General features: G+C 34.6%; 11 protein-coding genes. 7 read left to right on the top strand and 4 right to left on the bottom strand.

All coding sequences use genetic code 11. The features are described from left to right. Positions 1 to 57: 57 nt before the first annotated feature. Complete coding sequence (locus tag L3X39_RS02335) at positions 58 to 5,628, bottom strand: alpha-2-macroglobulin family protein (RefSeq protein ID WP_237229892.1); 5,571 nt, start codon at positions 5,626 to 5,628, stop codon at positions 58 to 60. A 119-nt stretch (positions 5,629 to 5,747) separates the two neighbouring features. Further along, positions 5,748 to 6,806, bottom strand: coding sequence for an isoaspartyl peptidase/L-asparaginase family protein (locus L3X39_RS02330; RefSeq protein WP_237229890.1), 1,059 nt, complete (start codon positions 6,804 to 6,806; stop codon positions 5,748 to 5,750). A gap of 121 nt (positions 6,807 to 6,927) precedes the next feature. On the opposite strand from L3X39_RS02330, the gene amaB reads away from it, so the two are divergent. After that, positions 6,928 to 8,481 carry an L-piperidine-6-carboxylate dehydrogenase gene (amaB, locus tag L3X39_RS02325; protein ID WP_237229888.1) on the top strand — a complete coding sequence of 518 codons (1,554 nt, stop codon included), beginning with the start codon at positions 6,928 to 6,930 and terminating at the stop codon, positions 8,479 to 8,481. Positions 8,482 to 8,615: 134 nt separating this feature from the next. Here the strand turns inward: amaB and L3X39_RS02320 are convergent, their stop codons facing one another. Together L3X39_RS02320 and L3X39_RS02315 are read right to left on the bottom strand one after the other, a co-directional pair. Continuing rightward, entirely contained in the window at positions 8,616 to 9,749 is a 1,134-nt protein-coding gene (locus L3X39_RS02320) for an ATP-binding protein (RefSeq protein ID WP_237229887.1), read from the bottom strand. 29 nt (positions 9,750 to 9,778) lie between these two features. Next, on the bottom strand, positions 9,779 to 10,531 hold the full coding sequence (locus tag L3X39_RS02315; RefSeq protein WP_237229885.1) for an SDR family NAD(P)-dependent oxidoreductase: 753 nt from the start codon (positions 10,529 to 10,531) through the stop codon (positions 9,779 to 9,781). Positions 10,532 to 10,790: 259 nt separating this feature from the next. Here L3X39_RS02315 and L3X39_RS02310 point away from each other — a divergent pair, with 259 nt between their 5' ends. From L3X39_RS02310 to L3X39_RS02285, 6 genes are all read left to right on the top strand, one after another. After that, positions 10,791 to 11,792: an AAA family ATPase gene (locus L3X39_RS02310; protein ID WP_237230633.1), complete on the top strand. Its 1,002-nt coding sequence runs from the start codon at positions 10,791 to 10,793 to the stop codon at positions 11,790 to 11,792. 41 nt (positions 11,793 to 11,833) lie between these two features. Further along, a complete protein-coding gene (locus L3X39_RS02305) occupies positions 11,834 to 12,700 on the top strand; it encodes a DUF58 domain-containing protein (RefSeq protein WP_237229883.1) in 867 nt (288 codons plus the stop codon). Between the two features lie 7 nt (positions 12,701 to 12,707). Beyond that, positions 12,708 to 14,372, top strand: a complete 1,665-nt coding sequence (locus L3X39_RS02300; protein WP_237229881.1) for a BatD family protein — start codon at positions 12,708 to 12,710, stop codon at positions 14,370 to 14,372. Further along, complete coding sequence (locus L3X39_RS02295; protein WP_237229879.1) at positions 14,372 to 15,376, top strand: vWA domain-containing protein; 1,005 nt, start codon at positions 14,372 to 14,374, stop codon at positions 15,374 to 15,376. Before L3X39_RS02300 ends, L3X39_RS02295 begins: the two co-directional genes overlap by 1 nt. Positions 15,377 to 15,460: 84 nt before the next feature. Beyond that, positions 15,461 to 16,498, top strand: a complete 1,038-nt coding sequence (locus tag L3X39_RS02290; protein WP_237229877.1) for a VWA domain-containing protein — start codon at positions 15,461 to 15,463, stop codon at positions 16,496 to 16,498. A 102-nt stretch (positions 16,499 to 16,600) separates the two neighbouring features. Then, positions 16,601 to 17,440 carry a tetratricopeptide repeat protein gene (locus L3X39_RS02285; RefSeq protein ID WP_237229875.1) on the top strand — a complete coding sequence of 280 codons (840 nt, stop codon included), beginning with the start codon at positions 16,601 to 16,603 and terminating at the stop codon, positions 17,438 to 17,440. The last annotated feature ends 27 nt before the right edge of the window (positions 17,441 to 17,467 follow it).

The raw sequence follows: 17,467 nt of genomic DNA, 5'->3' as shown, positions 1-17,467 counted from the left end.
TACGACGCAGAATCCAATTTAATAACTATGGATTCCGCATCAAGTGCGGAATGACAATTACTTCTCAACTTCAACCCATTTCCCTTTAGTTCTAACCAAATACTCATTATCATACATCGCTTCGGCTTGAATTCCTGGTAAGTAATAAGTTCCTAAATAGGATGCATTCAACATGACATTAAAAGTTTTAGTACCATGTTTTCCTTTTTTACTTAAATCGAAATAGAAATTCACGCGATCATCTCTAATATCGGTAAAACGTGCTTGACTTGTGGTGGTATCTCCAAAATCGGTAAAACGTGTGTTGACAATTTCCCAACCTGACGGGAAAATTTGTGTCAAAGCCACATCATTCACATTTTCATTTTTAAGATTACTTACACTTACTGTTGCAACAAAATCTTGTCCTTGTTGTAATTTTGAAACATCAATAGTATTGCCTTTTAAATCTTTGTATTGCACCGAAACACTTAATCCACGTTGTTCTGTCAATTCCTGACCTAAAGGCAATTTCCCAGAATTCAACACACGTACATACACCACATTATCAAGGTTATTGGTAAACGATAACGTATTATTGCCATCCAGAACTTTCAATTCGCGTTGCGCAATCGCGCTTTTAGAGTCTATAGTTTCCGTTTTTCCGTTTATAGTATAGTTTAAATTTAAAGCTTTTCCGCCATTGGCTTCTACCATTTTAGCCATAGCCAATAAACTATATGCTGTGGTTTGTGTGCTCATCCATTGGTTGCTCGATAAATCTTTAGCAATGTATTGTGCTAATTCTCTAGTTTTAGGATTTTTCGTCAAGACCATAGTTTCCAAAGCCATGGCTCTATTTCTATCTACCGAACCATAGGTGTAATAGTTATGTTTTGGAGGTTGGAAATCTATGTTTGCACGTTGCGAAATTTGATTACTCGCTTCTTTTTGTCCTGCTAAAGCGTAAGCTGCTGCCAAACGCCATTTGGCTTCATTAGAAATTTCTGAAAATTCTCGTAATCGATTCATAGAGGCTAAATTAGGTTCTCCAGCTAATGCCAAGGTATATAATCGGTAAGCCTGCGCTAAATCGGAATTATATGTTCTGTAACTTGGTCGCCAATCTCTAGCAGCTTGTTTTTGGTATTTCAACCAGTTGCTTTTAAAAGTTAATGGTAACACAAAACCTTTCTTTTCGGCTTCAATCATGAAATGTCCTGCATAGCTTGTAGACCAATCATTAGCAGTGTTTTCTCCCATCCAATAACTCATGCCACCATTGGGTTGCTGGAAATGTGCTAATCGCTTAATACCATTTTCAATATTTGACTGGATACTTTGTTTTTTATCATAGGTTAAATCGAAAATATCGCGTAAAAATAACTGCGGAAACACACTAGATGTCGTTTGCTCCAAACAACCATGAGGATATTGGATTAAGTATTGCAGTCTGCGTGAAAAATCCATTGGAGGCATGGTCGAAAATTCAACCGTTGCACTGTTAGTTCCTGTAACACCAAAGGTTGAAAAATCCAAGGTTTGTGTTGCATTGGCTTCTAATGTTTTGTCTATAGATTTTGATGTGATTGGATTTGGATTTACCACGTCCAATTCCACTTTATAGGTCGATTTTTCACCATTTCCGGTCGCTATGACTTCAACCGTGTTGATGCCTTTCGCCTTGCTTACATCCAATTCAAAATACGTCATTTGTTCATCAGGTTTTGTAAAAGATAAAGTTTTGGTGTTGTCACCAACTACTGAAATACCATCACTTAATTTTAAACTGATATTGACGCTTTTTACTTTGTTTTCCATAGCAAAAACGGTCACAGGCAATGTTACTTTTTCACCAGGACTTAATTTCCGTGGAAGCGAAGCCAATATCATTAGTGGTTTTTTAACCTGAACTGATTTGTCGGTACTTCCGTAAGCATCGGTTTTGTTGTTTCCTGCAACAACCATTGTTCGAACCGAACCAATATAATTTGGAAGTTTAATAGTGTGCGTTTTGTTTTCGCCTGCTTTCAATTCAAAAGGCCCTAAATAGGTCACTACAGGTTTAAAACGGTTGGCTTTTTTGTTTTTCCCAGCGGCTGCATTTCCGTCTCCACCAATAGCAAATACTTGGTCAATGCTTCCAGAATAGGCACCAATGACATCATCAAAAACATCCCAAGTTTTTACACCTAAAGCTTCACGTTTGTAAAATTCGTCCCAAGCATTAGGTGTTTTAAATCGTGTTAAATCCAATAAGCCTTCTTCAACCAAAGCAATGGTATAGGTCATTGGTTTTTTGTTTTTTTCTGAAACCGAAACTTGAAATTCTTGCTCTGGTTTCAATACATCAGGCATTTTTAGTTGTGGTTCCAGTTTGGTATTTGGGTCTTCAACCATTAAAGGAATGACGCCATACAAACGAATTGGTAAATCGTTAGCTGAAATAGCATGTGGTTGCAATAAAGAAATATTAACGAACACATTTGGAGCCATTAAAGACGTTATAGGAATATCAACAACCGTTTCACCTTGTTGGGTTTTTACCCATTTGTAATCGAGAACTTCTGTTCCGTTTTCAATACTGACCAATGCACGTCCTTCGTTACCAGAATTGAAGGTGATTTTTGCAGTTTCACCAACGTTATACTGTTCTTTATCCGCTGAAAACACCAGCATTTTGGCCGCTTCTTTATCTCCTGGAGGCGCATACCAGTTTTTGTAAAAATAGGCTGTTCGTCCAGTAGCATGACCGCTTTTTGGGTCAACCACTCGAATGAGGTAACGACCACGTTCGTTATTAGGAATTTTAATATTGAAGCTGCCTTTTCCGTTGGCATCTGTATTGACTTTGGTGTCTAAATACGGTCTGTGGTAGGTGCTCGACACATAGCTAGATAAGTTGTCGTACGATGAATTCCACCACCAACGCCATTGAATTTTATAGATTTTTACTTCGAGATTTTCACGCTGAATAGGTTTCCCGTCTTTATCAACCACAACGACATCAAAGGTTTGGTTTTCGTCTGTGAAGAATGAACCATAGGCATTTCCTTCAGGAGAACGCAAACCAACAAACGACTCGTAAGGCGCATATTGTTTGGTAAACGCATCCATTGAGAAATCGCCACCATTTTCAAACGCACGTACTAAAAACTGAACGTTTAGCATTCCTGGAGCATTTTTACCAACTTCTAACTTGTTATTAATTTTAGCTAAACCTTCAGCATCTACATTCCCTTCAAACACATTAATTTCTTCGGTGGTGAATTGACGCGTTGGGTCTGTAAAGGTGTAGCCTTTATAATTACTAAACCCAGAATAAGAAGTGCTGAATTTCGCCTTAATTTCTGCTTTTAAGTTTTTTCCAACTGCACCATGAAGCCATTTTACATCTAACGTTCCATCTAACGGTTCGTTGCTCGTAAGAATGTCGTTTTCAAAATCAACTTTAATTTTTAAACGGTTAGGTTTTACGGTTTCAATTTTTAATCCTTTATGGAATGTTGCGCCACCAACCGAAACTTTGGTATTGTAAGTTCCTGTTTTATCTTCTGTAGAAGTAGGGACTGTGAATTTGTAAAAGTTGTTGAGGTTATCTGCTGTTACATTTTTATACACCAGTTTTCCGTTAGGGTCTGTAATTTCCAATTTTACAGGATGTCCTTTAGGGAGTTTATTGGCTAAATCATTCAACAAAAACGTTAAATGTAGCGTATCTCCAGGTCGCCAAACACCGCGTTCACCATAAATGTAGCCTTTGAGTCCACGTTGTAATTTATTACCTGAAACATCAAATTTACTTAAGGATAGCGAGTTTCCATCGGCAAGTTTTACATAGGTTTTATTTTGTCCTTTGCTGACAATTGCAAAAGCGGCATGTTTATCGGCATCAATGGTTACCAGTCCATCTTTGTCAGTAAAAAGTGATGCGATTTCTTGTTGCTGAAAATTATACAAAACCACTGATGCATTGGCTTCTGGATTGGTGGTTAAAATATCAGTAATCGCAAAATAGTATGAGTTATTCGTGCCTTGTTTTGTAATAACACCAAGGTTGGAAGCCAATAAATTTTGAGAAACAATTCGGTTTTCATTGTAATAGGCATCATGACAAGGATTTTCGCGTTCGCGCCAATTATAGGCGTAATTTCGGTATCTATACGTGAGATTGTCCCAATATTCCTCTTCTTTTAGCTCTTCGTCTTCAGTAAACGTTTCATTGTAATCGCCTTCGTAATAGTAATCTTCTTCGTAGTAATAATCATCGTATTCATCATCTTCTGCATTAGTAACCAAAGTATTTGCAGTACAATTATACAGTGAATAGTTTTTGTTAAAACTCAACTCTACACGATAAATTGCTCCAGCATCCGCTTTAAAATATTTGGATAAATCGATGCTGTAGGCTTTCCATTTTCCTGTGTTTTCAGATTCGGTTTGAAGCTGAATGGTTTGTTTGGCAATGCGACGACCTACTTTTTTAATGTTGTATTCGTTATTGCTGTTTAGGTTATTATCTTGAAGAAATTGCAAAATATTATCTTGAAAAATCTTAATCACGCGAACATCAACGGCTTTAATATTTACAGCTTCAAAATTGAATTTTAATTCTTGAGAATTTGGCAAAATGGTTCCGTTACTGATTAAACGAACTTGTGGTTTTAACTCTTCAAAAGGAACACTTTCAGAAAATGGTTTTTTGAGTTTATAGCCTTCTTCATTTGAAATACCTTGAAACACATCTACCTGAATATTGCCAACCAATTTACTGTCTGGATACACTTTTAGCACGTTACTATCCACTATATATTTAGGATTTTTTATATTTTGAATTGTAACCAAACCATCAAAGTTTTGTTGCTTTTTTAGAGGGTCTGAAAAGTTGATGGAAAGATGTTGTTCTGGCGATTGAATGACATCAACATCTACAATAGTGAAATTATTAATACCTGGAATAAGCACTTTGTTTTTACCTTCATTATCTGCTTTAATGGCTTTTCCATTCCATTTTACTAAAATTTCGCTGTCATCAATTTTGCGGTTGATACTATCTATTTTAAACTCAAAAACTTTTGCACGCTCACTCGTTTCATTAAAAACAATGGATAATTTTTTTCCACTTTGAGAAGCTTCAACTAATTGTTTGGCTTCCTTAATTGAAATTACATCGGCAGACCGTAAAACCGATTCTAAATACTGCCAGTTTTTGCTGTAGGATTGTAAATTATTGGTGACAATATTGAAGTTTGGAGTGATGGTTTTAAACTGAAACGTATAGTTGTCAAAACCATCAGGAATGGTTTTGTATATTTTATCAAGTTTGACGGTAACGGTATATTCTGTAGCAGGTTCCAGTGGTTCATCTGGAGTAAAAAGCAGTGTGTGTTTATTAGCTACTGCTAGTTTTCCTTGTACGTGTGGTGAAATGGAAACAATCTTATCGGTGATTTCCTGTCCCATTTCCCAACCTTCAACATCATTTGCCAAATTAATTTGAATAGGGTCAACAACAGAAGTTAAACCTGAAGTTGTGTAACTTATATAATCTCTAAATTTAAACAGGTTATCAGTTTCTACTTCCTTCTTTTTACATGAAGTTGCTAACGTAAGTATCGCTACGATAGCCAAAAGTTTTCTTAATGGCATAGATTGATGATTTTATTAAATTGAACTTAATTAAAAGAAGCGTAGGTGATTCCTTGTTAAATTAATTACGTTCAAAATTTAAGGTATGGTCTTTTGGCTTTGTTAAATTGCTCTTAAAGTTATTCATCTTTATAAATTCCCAAGAAAAGCTCGCCTTTATCATTCATACTTGCTCTGTACATGCCAGCAGTATTAAATTCCATAACCATATTTCCATTTTTATCAATGGCTATGATACCCCCATCGCCACCAAGCTCTGGTACTTTTTTCTGAATCACTTCTTTTGCTGCTTCCTGTAATGTTAAGCCTTTGTATTCCATTAAAGCCGAAATATCATGAGCCACCATTGCACGAATAAAAAACTCACCCCAACCAGTACTCGAAACTGCACAAGTATTGTTGTTGGCATAAGTACCAGCTCCAATAATTGGAGCATCACCTATGCGACCATAACGTTTATTGGTCATGCCCCCGGTTGAGGTTCCTGCAGCTAAATTGCCATTTTTATCTAAAGCCACACAGCCAACAGTTCCAAATTTAGAGTCTTTAATTTCGTGGTCATAAAAGGCTTGCTTGTCATTGTGATCTAGTTCTATTTTTTCTGAATCTTTAATTTTTTTAAGAGCTTGAAATCTATTTTCAGTAAAGAAATAATCAGGTTCAACAATTGTCAAACCTTGCTCTTCGGCAAAAGTCTCAGCCCCTTTTCCTGAAAGCATTACGTGTGGGGATTTTTCCATGACTGCTCTTGCTAAATTTATAGGGTTTTTTACAGTTGTAGTTCCGGCCGAAGCTCCTGCATTCAATGTCTTTCCATCCATGATAGACGCATCGAGTTCATTAGTTTCTGCATTGGTAAACACAGCGCCTTTTCCTGCATTAAAAAGTGGAGAATCCTCCATGACGTTTATTGTTTTTTCAACAGCATCGAGACTACTTCCTCCATTTTTTAAAATGTCATATCCAACTTTTATCGCTTCTTCAAGTTTAGCTTGGTAAGCAGCTTCTTTTTCAGGTGTCATGTTTGTTTTCAAAATAGTTCCTGCACCTCCATGTATAACTATAGAAAATTGAGCTTTTTCAGTTTCGACTTTTGAGGCTTGAACATTTAATTTAGAATCATTTTTACACGAAGTAATAACGACTAAAGCAGCTAATGATAAAAAGATATTTTTCATAAAAATGATATTTGTTCTAGCTATAAAGTTAATGGATTTATCATTACTAAACTTTAATAAAAACGACTTTTTATTAGTATATTCGCAAACAAATTAAATATAATTAACAAATCAATAATTAATGAAAGAAGTTTTAACTGATTTTGGCGTAGAAAATGCACTTAACGTTTTAGGTATAAATGAAGTAAATGATGGAACTTCAACAGGGTCAAATAGCTTTTCAAATGGTGAAATAATTGAAAGCTACTCACCAGTTGATGGACAATTAATAGGTAAAGTAAAAACTACGTCAAAAGAGGATTATGAAAAGGTAATGCAAGCAGCAACAACGGCTTTTAAAACTTGGCGCACAATACCAGCACCTCAACGTGGAGAAATTGTTCGTCAGTTTGGTGAAAAACTCCGCGAGAAAAAAGAAGCCCTAGGAATACTTGTATCTTATGAAATGGGTAAAAGTTTACAGGAAGGTTTGGGAGAAGTTCAAGAAATGATTGACATCTGCGATTTTGCAGTAGGGCTATCACGTCAGCTTCATGGATTAACCATGCATAGTGAACGACCAGGACACAGAATGTATGAGCAATACCATCCGCTTGGGGTGGTTGGAATTATTTCAGCATTTAATTTTCCAGTTGCTGTTTGGGCGTGGAATACGGCTTTAGCTTGGATTTGTGGAGATGTATGCGTTTGGAAACCGAGCGAGAAAACACCTATTTGTGGCGTGGCTTGTCAAAATATTGCCGCTGAAGTTTTTAAAGCCAATAATTTACCTGAAGGTATTTCGTGTTTGATTAATGGTGATTATAAGGTTGGTGAGATGATGACCAAAGATACTCGTGTACCTTTAGTTTCTGCAACGGGAAGTACTAGAATGGGTAAAATTGTAGCACAAGAAGTGGCGGCTCGTTTAGGGAAAAGCCTATTAGAATTAGGAGGAAACAATGCTATAATAGTAACACCAGATGCTGATATTAAAATGACTGTGATTGGTGCCGTTTTTGGTGCCGTTGGTACTTGTGGGCAACGTTGTACTTCTACGCGGCGTTTGATAATTCACGAAAGTGTATATGATAAAGTAAAAGAAGCTGTAGCCGATGCTTATAAACAACTACGTATAGGAAATCCGCTAGATGAAAATAATCATGTAGGGCCTTTGATTGATAAAGATGCCGTTGGAATGTATCAGAAAGCACTAACACAGGTTGTAGAAGAAGGTGGTAATATTGTAGTTGAAGGAGGTGTATTAATTGGTGAAGGCTATGAATCTGGTTGTTATGTAAAACCAGCTATTGCAGAAGCAAAACCAGATTATAAAATTGTTCAGCATGAAACATTTGCACCTGTATTATATTTATTGAAATATTCAGGTGATGTTGAAAATGCTATTGAAATTCAAAATAATGTAGCTCAAGGATTATCTTCAGCAATTATGACAAATAACTTACGTGAAGCTGAACGTTTTCTTTCTGTCCAAGGATCAGATTGCGGAATTGCTAATGTAAATATTGGAACCTCTGGTGCAGAGATTGGTGGTGCCTTTGGTGGTGAAAAAGAAACTGGAGGAGGAAGAGAGTCTGGTAGTGATGCATGGAAAATTTATATGCGCCGACAAACCAACACAATTAACTATACAACAGAGCTTCCGTTAGCGCAAGGTATTAAGTTTGATTTATAAAAAAACCTTGACTCTTATTTCAAAACGATTTGGAGCACAAGGTTTAATTAAAAGATTAATAGCACTGCAAACATCGGAAATTAATTACATTTTTCAAAGTTTCAAAATTAAATAAAGGTTAAATCTTTATGAATTTAACTGTACTTAACTTTTCGTAAAATTCGTAATGTTTCTTTATGCAAATTGTATAATTCCTCGCTGTGTGCTTTTAAAAAAGGCTTAGCTTCATGGAGTTTATCAACAGCTTCATGAAACAAATTAAGGTAACATATTAAATAGGTAGCTGGTAAGTTTTTTAAGTCCGCCTCCTCACGCTTTGTAAGTGTTAAACCTTTTTTTAGCTTTTCAAGTATTGAATTACTTGCGTTGTAAATATGGTATAAAACTTTTTTATCAAACTGAGGTGGTTCAAATAGAAGTTTAGTTTCAATATTATAATTAGCATTGTTTTCAAATTGAATGATTGTTTCTTCAAGCTGATAATACTTGTTAGAACCTTGAAGCCCTAAACTCACGTATTCAACAATTTTAAAACTATCATCATCAATTGCAATAGAAACTTCATCTAGTGCTGAAAAAAATAATCGAACCTGTTCGTTTATCAATTCAATATCCACTCTTGAAAAAAACATTTCGTCTTTAACAAGTTTTTTTTGCCCCGCCCAACAAACCACAAAATACTCTTTAAACACCTTATATTGGGCGTTATAGTCTTTGCGTTTATTCATAAAATCAATAACGCCATTAAGTGTGTGCTCTATGTTGTTTTGCGCATTATTTTCAATGGCTTCAACAATTTTAGAATTCACATCTTTAATTTCAATATCAAAAACCTTTGGCATGCTCATACTACCATCTCTAAAAAACACCGAGCCTCCATAGTATTTCCAGATGTTTTTCCTTAGAGAAGTAATTTTGCCTGTGGCTCTAATAGTTACTAAACCAACAACTTTATCATCGGGCAAATGTGGAAAGGGAATGTTTTCATATTGAACAATTGGCGGGCTAGTTAAATAGGCATTTATAAGGTTTTGTATTTTACTATCATCAAAAAAGTCAACACCAATTATGTTATTGTCTTCATCGTCAACACCTATAACAATATAAGAGTTGTTTTTTGGGTTGCTATTTGATAACGCACAAATGTGTTTTAAAAACTTTGCCTTTCCTTCTTTGTGGCTAATATCAATCTTTCGTTTTTTATCATAAAAACTATTCTCATCATTATGAGCCAAAAGATGCTTAATAAGTAGGCGTTTGTTAATCATAGCTTTATTCCTGTAAACGCAGGATTTTTTTAAAATTCTTTTTTTACAGTAACACTATTTGCTTGAGCGGTTGGAAATACTAACAAGTCGGCGATGTTAACATGAGGTGGTCTTGAAACAACAAAATAAATAATCTCCGCAATGTCTTTGGCTTGTAGCGCTTTAAAACCTTTGTAAACTGAGTTTGCAATGGCATCGCCTTTAAAACGCACTTGAGAGAATTCAGTTTCTACTAAACCAGGGTTAATGGCGCCTACTTTTATCCCGTAAGGATTTAAATCAATACGCATACCTTCCGTAATAGCTAAAACCGCATGTTTACTTGCGCAATACACATTGCCTTTTGGATACACTTCTTTACCTGCTGATGAGCCAATGTTTATGATGTGCCCAGAATTACGCTCGGTCATTTGCGGAATTATAGCTTTGCTAACATATAGTAACCCCTTAACGTTTATATCCATCATAGCATCCCAATCATCAAGACTTCCGCAATCTATAGGGTCTAACCCATGAGCATTTCCAGCGTTATTTATAAGAATATCAATCTTTTTAAAATTTTCTGGAAGAGACTCTATAGCATCTTTAGTGGCTTTTTTATCTCTAACGTCAAAATTCAGAATATGCACATCGGTTAACCGCTCCAATGCTTTTTGAATGGTCTGCAATCGCTCTAACCGTCTTCCACAAAGTATTAAGTCAATTCCATGTTTTGCAAATTCGTAGGCAGTTGCTTCACCTATGCCGCTTGTTGCTCCTGTTATTAGGGCTATTTTTGTCATCCTTAAAATTGTTATTCATCTATAAAAATACTTAAAACTATAATATGGAAAAAGTTTGAATAGGAGTTATTTAAAAGATAAAATATTTTAAAAAGTATTTTTTAGGATTTACTTATCTTAATTATTCGTTAAACCTGTAAATAAAGGCATTAAGCTAGTTTTTTTAACCATTTTTTAACAAGGACTAACGAAAAATTTTAACAATTTGCACTGCTCAAATAAGGGCGCTATATTAGGGCTTTTAATTAAATAAAAAATGATGGAAGAAACAGGTACAATTGATATTAAGACCATTAACGAGAAAATTGAAAAAGAAAGTGCTTTTGTCGATTTACTAATGCTGGAGATGAATAAAGTCATCGTGGGGCAAAAACACATGGTAGAACGTTTGCTTATCGGATTGTTAGGACAAGGACATATTTTACTAGAAGGAGTGCCAGGGTTGGCAAAAACCTTAGCTATTAATACCTTAGCGCAAGCAGTTGACGGAAGTTTTAGCAGAATTCAATTTACACCAGATTTATTACCAGCCGATGTTACTGGAACATTAATCTATAACATGAAGGCGAATGATTTCTCAATAAAAAAAGGGCCTATTTTCGCCAACTTTGTTTTGGCTGATGAGATTAACAGAGCGCCAGCAAAAGTACAGTCCGCATTATTAGAAGCGATGCAGGAAAAGCAAGTAACTATTGGTGATGAAACATTTGTTTTAGATAAACCATTTTTGGTTATGGCAACACAAAACCCTGTTGAGCAAGAAGGAACATACCCATTACCTGAAGCCCAAGTTGACCGTTTTATGCTAAAAACAGTTATTGATTATCCAAAGATTGCAGAAGAACAATTGATTATGAGAGCCAACATGAAAAGTGCTTGGGAAAAAGTTAATCCAGTTGTTACTACAAAGACAATCTTAAATGCTCAAAAAGCGGTTAGAGAGGTTTACATGGATGAAAAAATAGAAAAATATATCCTTGATATCATTTTTGCTACACGATATCCAGAAAAATATAAACTTGCCGATTTAAAACCACTTATATCATTTGGAGCTTCACCTCGTGGTAGTATTAATTTAGCTTCTGCCGCTAAATGCTATGCTTTTATAAAACGTAGAGGTTATGTAATTCCTGAAGATGTAAGAGCGGTGGTTCATGATGTATTACGCCATAGAATAGGCATTACTTACGAAGCTGAAGCCGAAAATGTAACTTCAGAAGACATCATCAATAAAATAGTAAACGAAATAGAAGTGCCATAGTAAATACTAACTCTTGCTTGTTTATTAATGATGATTGAAAAATGGATACTAAAGATTTACTAAAGAAAGTACGAAAAATTGAGATTAAGACACGACGGTTGTCTGATCACATATTTGGAGGCGAATATCATTCTACCTTTAAAGGGCGTGGTATGACTTTTAGTGAAGTGCGTCAGTATCAATACGGGGATGATGTTAGAAATATAGATTGGAATGTTACAGCTCGTTATAGCGAACCTTATATAAAAGTTTTTGAGGAAGAACGTGAACTTACCATGATGCTTATGGTAGATGTTTCAGGTTCTGAAATGTTCGGGACAAGTCAGCAATTTAAAAATGAAGTAGTCACTGAAATAGCCGCAACATTAGCGTTTTCGGCAACTCAAAACAATGATAAAATAGGACTTATTTTATTTTCAGATAAAGTAGAATTATACATTCCTCCCAAAAAAGGACGTTCTCACGTACTTCGAATTATTAGGGAACTTATTGAGTTTCAGCCAGAAAGCAAACAAACCAATATAGCCGAAGCTTTAAAATTCATGCAAAACGTGATGAAGAAAAAGGCCATTGTGTTTGTGTTATCTGATTTTATTGCAGATGATTATCATCAAACAATGAAAATTGTTTCTGGCAAACATGATGTAACTGGTATTAGAGTATACGATAAGCGTGAAGAAGAGATACCTAATTTAGGAATGGTGCAAATGCTAGATGAAGAAACGGGTGAGCTAATGTTGGTTAACACTTCATCCAAAAAAGTGCGCCTTAATTATGGTAAATTTTATCATGAAAAGGTTGATTATTATAAAGAAAGTTTCAATAAATCAGGTGCTGGAAGTATTGATTGTCGTGTTGACGAAAGTTATGTAAAGAAATTGTTAGGCTATTTTAAAAGAAGAGGGTAATATACTTATGAGTATCGATTTTAGATTTATAAATTATATATCGAAAGTGGTAGTAAGCTTTAAAAGAAGTTTACTACTGACTTCTGTCTTTATCTTGCTGTCTTTCTTCTCTTTCGGTCAAGTAACATCTTCAATCGATTCTACCACCATAAAAATTGGATCTCAAATAACATACAAAATAAACGTTGAAGCAGATTCAACTAACCTAGTTGTTTTTCCCGAAGGGCAAACGTTTTTGCCGCTTGAGGTGATTGAGTCTTACGATATTGATACCATAAAGAATAAGGATAGATATAATCTGCTAAAAAAATATGCTTTAACACAATTTGATTCAGGCGTATATACCATTCCAAGGCAAAAAATAATTATTGGCGATAAAACCTTTTTTACCGATTCGTTAAAAGTTGAAGTAAAAAATGTCATTATTGATACTACTAAACAAGGGCTATACGATATAAAACCTATTATTTCTGTTAAAAAAAGTGGAAGTGATTGGTGGAAGTACTTGCTGCTAACATTATTAATAATAGGCGTTGTTGCCTTTTTATTATTTTGGTTTATTTGGAGAAAAAAACCATTAACAGAAGAAGAACAAATAGCTTTACTACCACCATACGATAGAGCTAAATTAGCACTTAAAAAGTTAGATGAAAGCCATTATTTGGAAGAGAATAATTTAAAAGATTATTACTCCGATTTAACCTTTATTATTAGGAAGTATCTGGATGAAAAAGTCTACGATCGCGCTTTAGAAAGCACGACAGACGAACTTATTCGAAGGCTTAATTTACTAAAAGAAGGCAACCAAATAGAAATAAGTAAAGAAGATATAAAGAATTTAGAAAATATCTTAAAACGTGCCGATTTAGTAAAATTTGCTAAATCTACACCAGACATTGAACTAGCTAAAATTGATCGCGATACTATTGATGTTGAGATAGACCACGTAAAAGAAGCTTTGCCAGAACCCACCGAAGAGGAAAAGCTTTTAGATGAGAAATATAGAGAAGAACTTGAACGTAAAAGGAAACGTAAAAAAGTATGGCTAACTGTAGGGGTAAGTGTCTTTTTGCTTTTAGCAACCTTAACGGGATTCTCAATAAAATATGGGTTCAATTATGTAAAAGATACTATTATTGGTCATGATAGCAAAGAACTTTTAGAAGGAGATTGGGTAACAAGTGAATACGGATTTCCACCAGTTACGATATCAACACCTAAGGTTTTAAAAAGGATGGAAGCGCCACTTCCAGAGGAATTAAAGCAACAAATGAAGATGACTGTTTTTGGTTACGGAACCTTGTTGGATATGTTTAGTGTTGTTGTAAATACAACCACTTTGAATCAAGCTCCTGAAGGAGGGATAGACCTTGAAAAAGCCATAGATGGTAGTATAAAAGGGATTGAAAACCAAGGAGCAAAAGATATTGTAACCTTAAGAGACAAGTTTACAACACCAAATGGCGCTGAAGGAGTTAAAACATACGGTACCTTGAAGTTTGATGCTCTTAAAACAGGCAATTTTGAAGAAGCCAATTATATCATGCTTCATTTTACATCGGAGAGTGTGTTACAGCAAATAATGATAACGTACCCAAAAGATGATACTTATGCAGACCAGATTGTAAATCGTATTTTGAATTCTGTTGAACTTAAAAAAGCTGAAGAATAATGTTTGAGGGGATTGAGTTTTTAAATAAGGAGTTTTTCTGGTTGCTGTTAGCATTGCCATTAGCAACGCTGTGGTATATTTTTAAGAACAAAAAGCAAACAGCAGAACTGAAAATATCAAGTTTAAAAGGCTTTAAAATTACTAACTCATGGTTACCAAAGTTAAAACATGTATTGTTTGTATTTCGCCTTTTGGCTCTGGCTTTATTAATAACAGCACTTGCAAGACCCCAATCTGTTGATGTTTCAACAAAAACAAAAACAACAAGAGGAATTGATATAGTAATGTCTATTGATGTTTCTGCAAGTATGTTAGCTAAAGATTTGTCACCAAACCGATTAGAAGCATTAAAAGAAGTAGCCGCAGATTTTATTAAAGGTAGACCTAATGACAGAATTGGGTTGGTTGAATACGCTGGCGAAAGCTATACAAAAACCCCTATTACAAGTGATAAAGCCATTGTTTTACGCTCATTAAACAGCATTAGATACAATACTATTATAGAAGGAGGCACCGCAATAGGCATGGGATTAGCCACTTCGGTAAATAGATTAAAAGATAGTAAAGCAACTAGTAAAGTTATTATTTTGCTAACAGATGGGGTGAATAACTCGGGGTTTATTGATCCTAAAATAGCCAGCGAATTAGCTGTAGAATATGGTATAAAAGTTTATACAATAGGACTAGGAACTAATGGGATGGCATTAACGCCAATAGGTATTTTACCTAACGGTCAGTTTCAATACGGGCGAAGTCAAGTTGAAATTGACGAAGATTTACTCAAAGAAATAGCAGATGTAACAGGAGGTAAATACTTTAGAGCAACCAACAATAAGAAACTTGAAGAAATTTACGATGAAATTAATAAACTTGAAAAAACAGAAATTGAAGAGTTTAAGTTTTATAATTACGAAGAAAAGTATCGATCATTAGTACTTTTAGCGGGGCTTTTACTCCTTATAGAGTTATTATTGCGTTACACTGTTTTTAGAAGTTTTGTTTAAATAGGTCAAAAAAAGAAGAGAAAAAGATAATTAGTGAATTCGTGGTAAACAAAGAAGCAAATCCACGAAAAACAAATAAGAATAATGTATCAATTAGAAGAGAAAATATGGTTTTGGGGTTTAGTAATTATTCCAGTAATAATGCTGTTTTTCTTGGTGCTTCAATTTTGGAAATATAAAGCGCAAAGTAAGTTTGCCGATAAGGAACTATTAAAAAAACTAAGTCCAAATAAATCAATATTTAAATCAGTTTTGAAAATCATTGTTTTAAGTATGGCTTTTTTATGTTTAACGGTTGCTATGGTAAACCCAAAAATTGGCACAAAACTTGAAACCGTAAAACGGGAAGGCGTAGATATAGTATTTGCTATCGATGTTTCCAAAAGTATGCTGGCGGAGGATATAGCTCCAAACCGATTGGAAAAATCTAAACAACTGGTAACTCAAATTATTAATAATTTGGCGAGTGATCGTGTTGGTATTATCGCTTATGCCGCAAAAGCATTTCCGCAATTACCAATAACAACAGATTATGCTTCGGCTAAAATGTTTTTACAAAGTATGAATACCGATATGTTGTCATCACAGGGAACTGCTATAAGCGAAGCTATTAAGTTGGCAACCACTTATTTTGACGACGAAGAGCAAACGAATAGAGTGCTTATTATTATTTCGGATGGAGAAGACCACGGTGAAGAAGCTGCTGATGTCGCAGAATTGGCACATGAAGAAGGAATAAGAATCTTTACTATAGGCGTTGGAGATGAAAAAGGTGGACCTATTCCAGAGAAAAGAAACGGTGTTGTTTTAAACTATAAAAAAGACAATCAAGGAGAAACAGTGATTACCAAACTAAATGAGGAAACACTTAAAAATATAGCACAACAAGCTAATGGAGCTTACATTAATGGTAAGAACACATCTGATGTTGTAGAAAGTATTCGAGAAATTTTAAACACCATGGATAAAACTGAGTTTGAAGCAAAACAATTTGCAGATTTTAAAGACCAGTTTCAATGGTTTTTAGCCTTTGGTATTTTCTTTTTATTATTAGATATTTTCTTGCTTGAACGAAAAACAGCGTGGTTAAAAAAGTTAAATTTATTTAACGAAAACTTTTAGCTATAAAGAGGGTAACTAAATAAGATTTATATTTTTTTTAACGAACAAAGACCATTAGGTTTTATAATTTTAGAATAAAAACAAAGTTGAAATCAGCTTAAAATGAAAAGAATAATAACTTTTATAACAGTATTAATTTCTATAGTCGCTTTTTCACAAGAGGTAGATAAGCAGCAGTTATTGGCCTTAAAAAAATCAAATAACTATGTTTATGAAGCTAATACTTTAATAAATAAAGACGATTTTATTTCAGCTGAAATGGAGTACAGAAAAGCCATTTCAGAAAAACCTTCAACGGTGGCTGGCACATATAATTTGGGAAATGCTTATTACACTAGCGGAAATTTTGAAGAAGCCTTGTATCGTCACCAACAAGCGGCTCAAGCGGCAACTTCAAAACCAGAAAAACATAAAGCATTTCATAATATTGGTAATATTTTAATGCAAAATAAAAAGTGTAAAGAAGCGGTTGAAGCTTATAAAAACGCTTTGCGAAACGATCCAACCGATGATGAAACGAGGTATAATTTGGGCTTAGCTAAAATTTGTGCGGAACAGCAGCAAGACCAACAAGATCAAAACAAGGACGAGGATAAAAAAGACGAAAACAAAGAGAACCAAGACCAAAAAAAGAACGAAGAAAATAAGGATAAAGAAGGCGATAATAAAGAGGATAAAAAGGACGAAGGCGACCAAGAGAAAAAGGAAGGTGAAGACGAAAAAGATGATGAAGGTAAACCTAAAGATGAAAAAGAAGACAAAGGTAAGCCTGATGAAGAGAAAAAGGATCAGCAAAAACCTAAACCCCAACCTGGGCAATTATCACCTCAACAAATAAAGAACTTATTAGAAGCCATGAATAACCAAGAGCAAAAAGTTCAAGAAAAAATTAATGCTGAGAAGCAAAAAGGTGTAAAAGTAAAAACGGAGAAAGACTGGTAAAGAATTTTAAAGCTTAAAAAAAGCTGA

This window comes from Flaviramulus multivorans, assembly GCF_021728415.1.
Taxonomy (GTDB): domain Bacteria; phylum Bacteroidota; class Bacteroidia; order Flavobacteriales; family Flavobacteriaceae; genus Sabulilitoribacter; species Sabulilitoribacter multivorans.
This window is presented reverse-complemented; position numbering and strand designations above follow the sequence as displayed.

What these genes read in the sequence shown, in the direction of transcription:
- L3X39_RS02335 (WP_237229892.1), bottom strand. Translation starts at nt 5,628, where the DNA reads ATGCCATTAAGAAAACTTTTGGCTATCGTAGCGATACTTACGTTAGCA.
- L3X39_RS02330 (WP_237229890.1), bottom strand. Translation starts at nt 6,806, where the DNA reads ATGAAAAATATCTTTTTATCATTAGCTGCTTTAGTCGTTATTACTTCG.
- amaB (WP_237229888.1), top strand. Translation starts at nt 6,928, where the DNA reads ATGAAAGAAGTTTTAACTGATTTTGGCGTAGAAAATGCACTTAACGTT.
- L3X39_RS02320 (WP_237229887.1), bottom strand. Translation starts at nt 9,749, where the DNA reads ATGATTAACAAACGCCTACTTATTAAGCATCTTTTGGCTCATAATGAT.
- L3X39_RS02315 (WP_237229885.1), bottom strand. Translation starts at nt 10,531, where the DNA reads ATGACAAAAATAGCCCTAATAACAGGAGCAACAAGCGGCATAGGTGAA.
- L3X39_RS02310 (WP_237230633.1), top strand. Translation starts at nt 10,791, where the DNA reads ATGGAAGAAACAGGTACAATTGATATTAAGACCATTAACGAGAAAATT.
- L3X39_RS02305 (WP_237229883.1), top strand. Translation starts at nt 11,834, where the DNA reads ATGGATACTAAAGATTTACTAAAGAAAGTACGAAAAATTGAGATTAAG.
- L3X39_RS02300 (WP_237229881.1), top strand. Translation starts at nt 12,708, where the DNA reads ATGAGTATCGATTTTAGATTTATAAATTATATATCGAAAGTGGTAGTA.
- L3X39_RS02295 (WP_237229879.1), top strand. Translation starts at nt 14,372, where the DNA reads ATGTTTGAGGGGATTGAGTTTTTAAATAAGGAGTTTTTCTGGTTGCTG.
- L3X39_RS02290 (WP_237229877.1), top strand. Translation starts at nt 15,461, where the DNA reads ATGTATCAATTAGAAGAGAAAATATGGTTTTGGGGTTTAGTAATTATT.
- L3X39_RS02285 (WP_237229875.1), top strand. Translation starts at nt 16,601, where the DNA reads ATGAAAAGAATAATAACTTTTATAACAGTATTAATTTCTATAGTCGCT.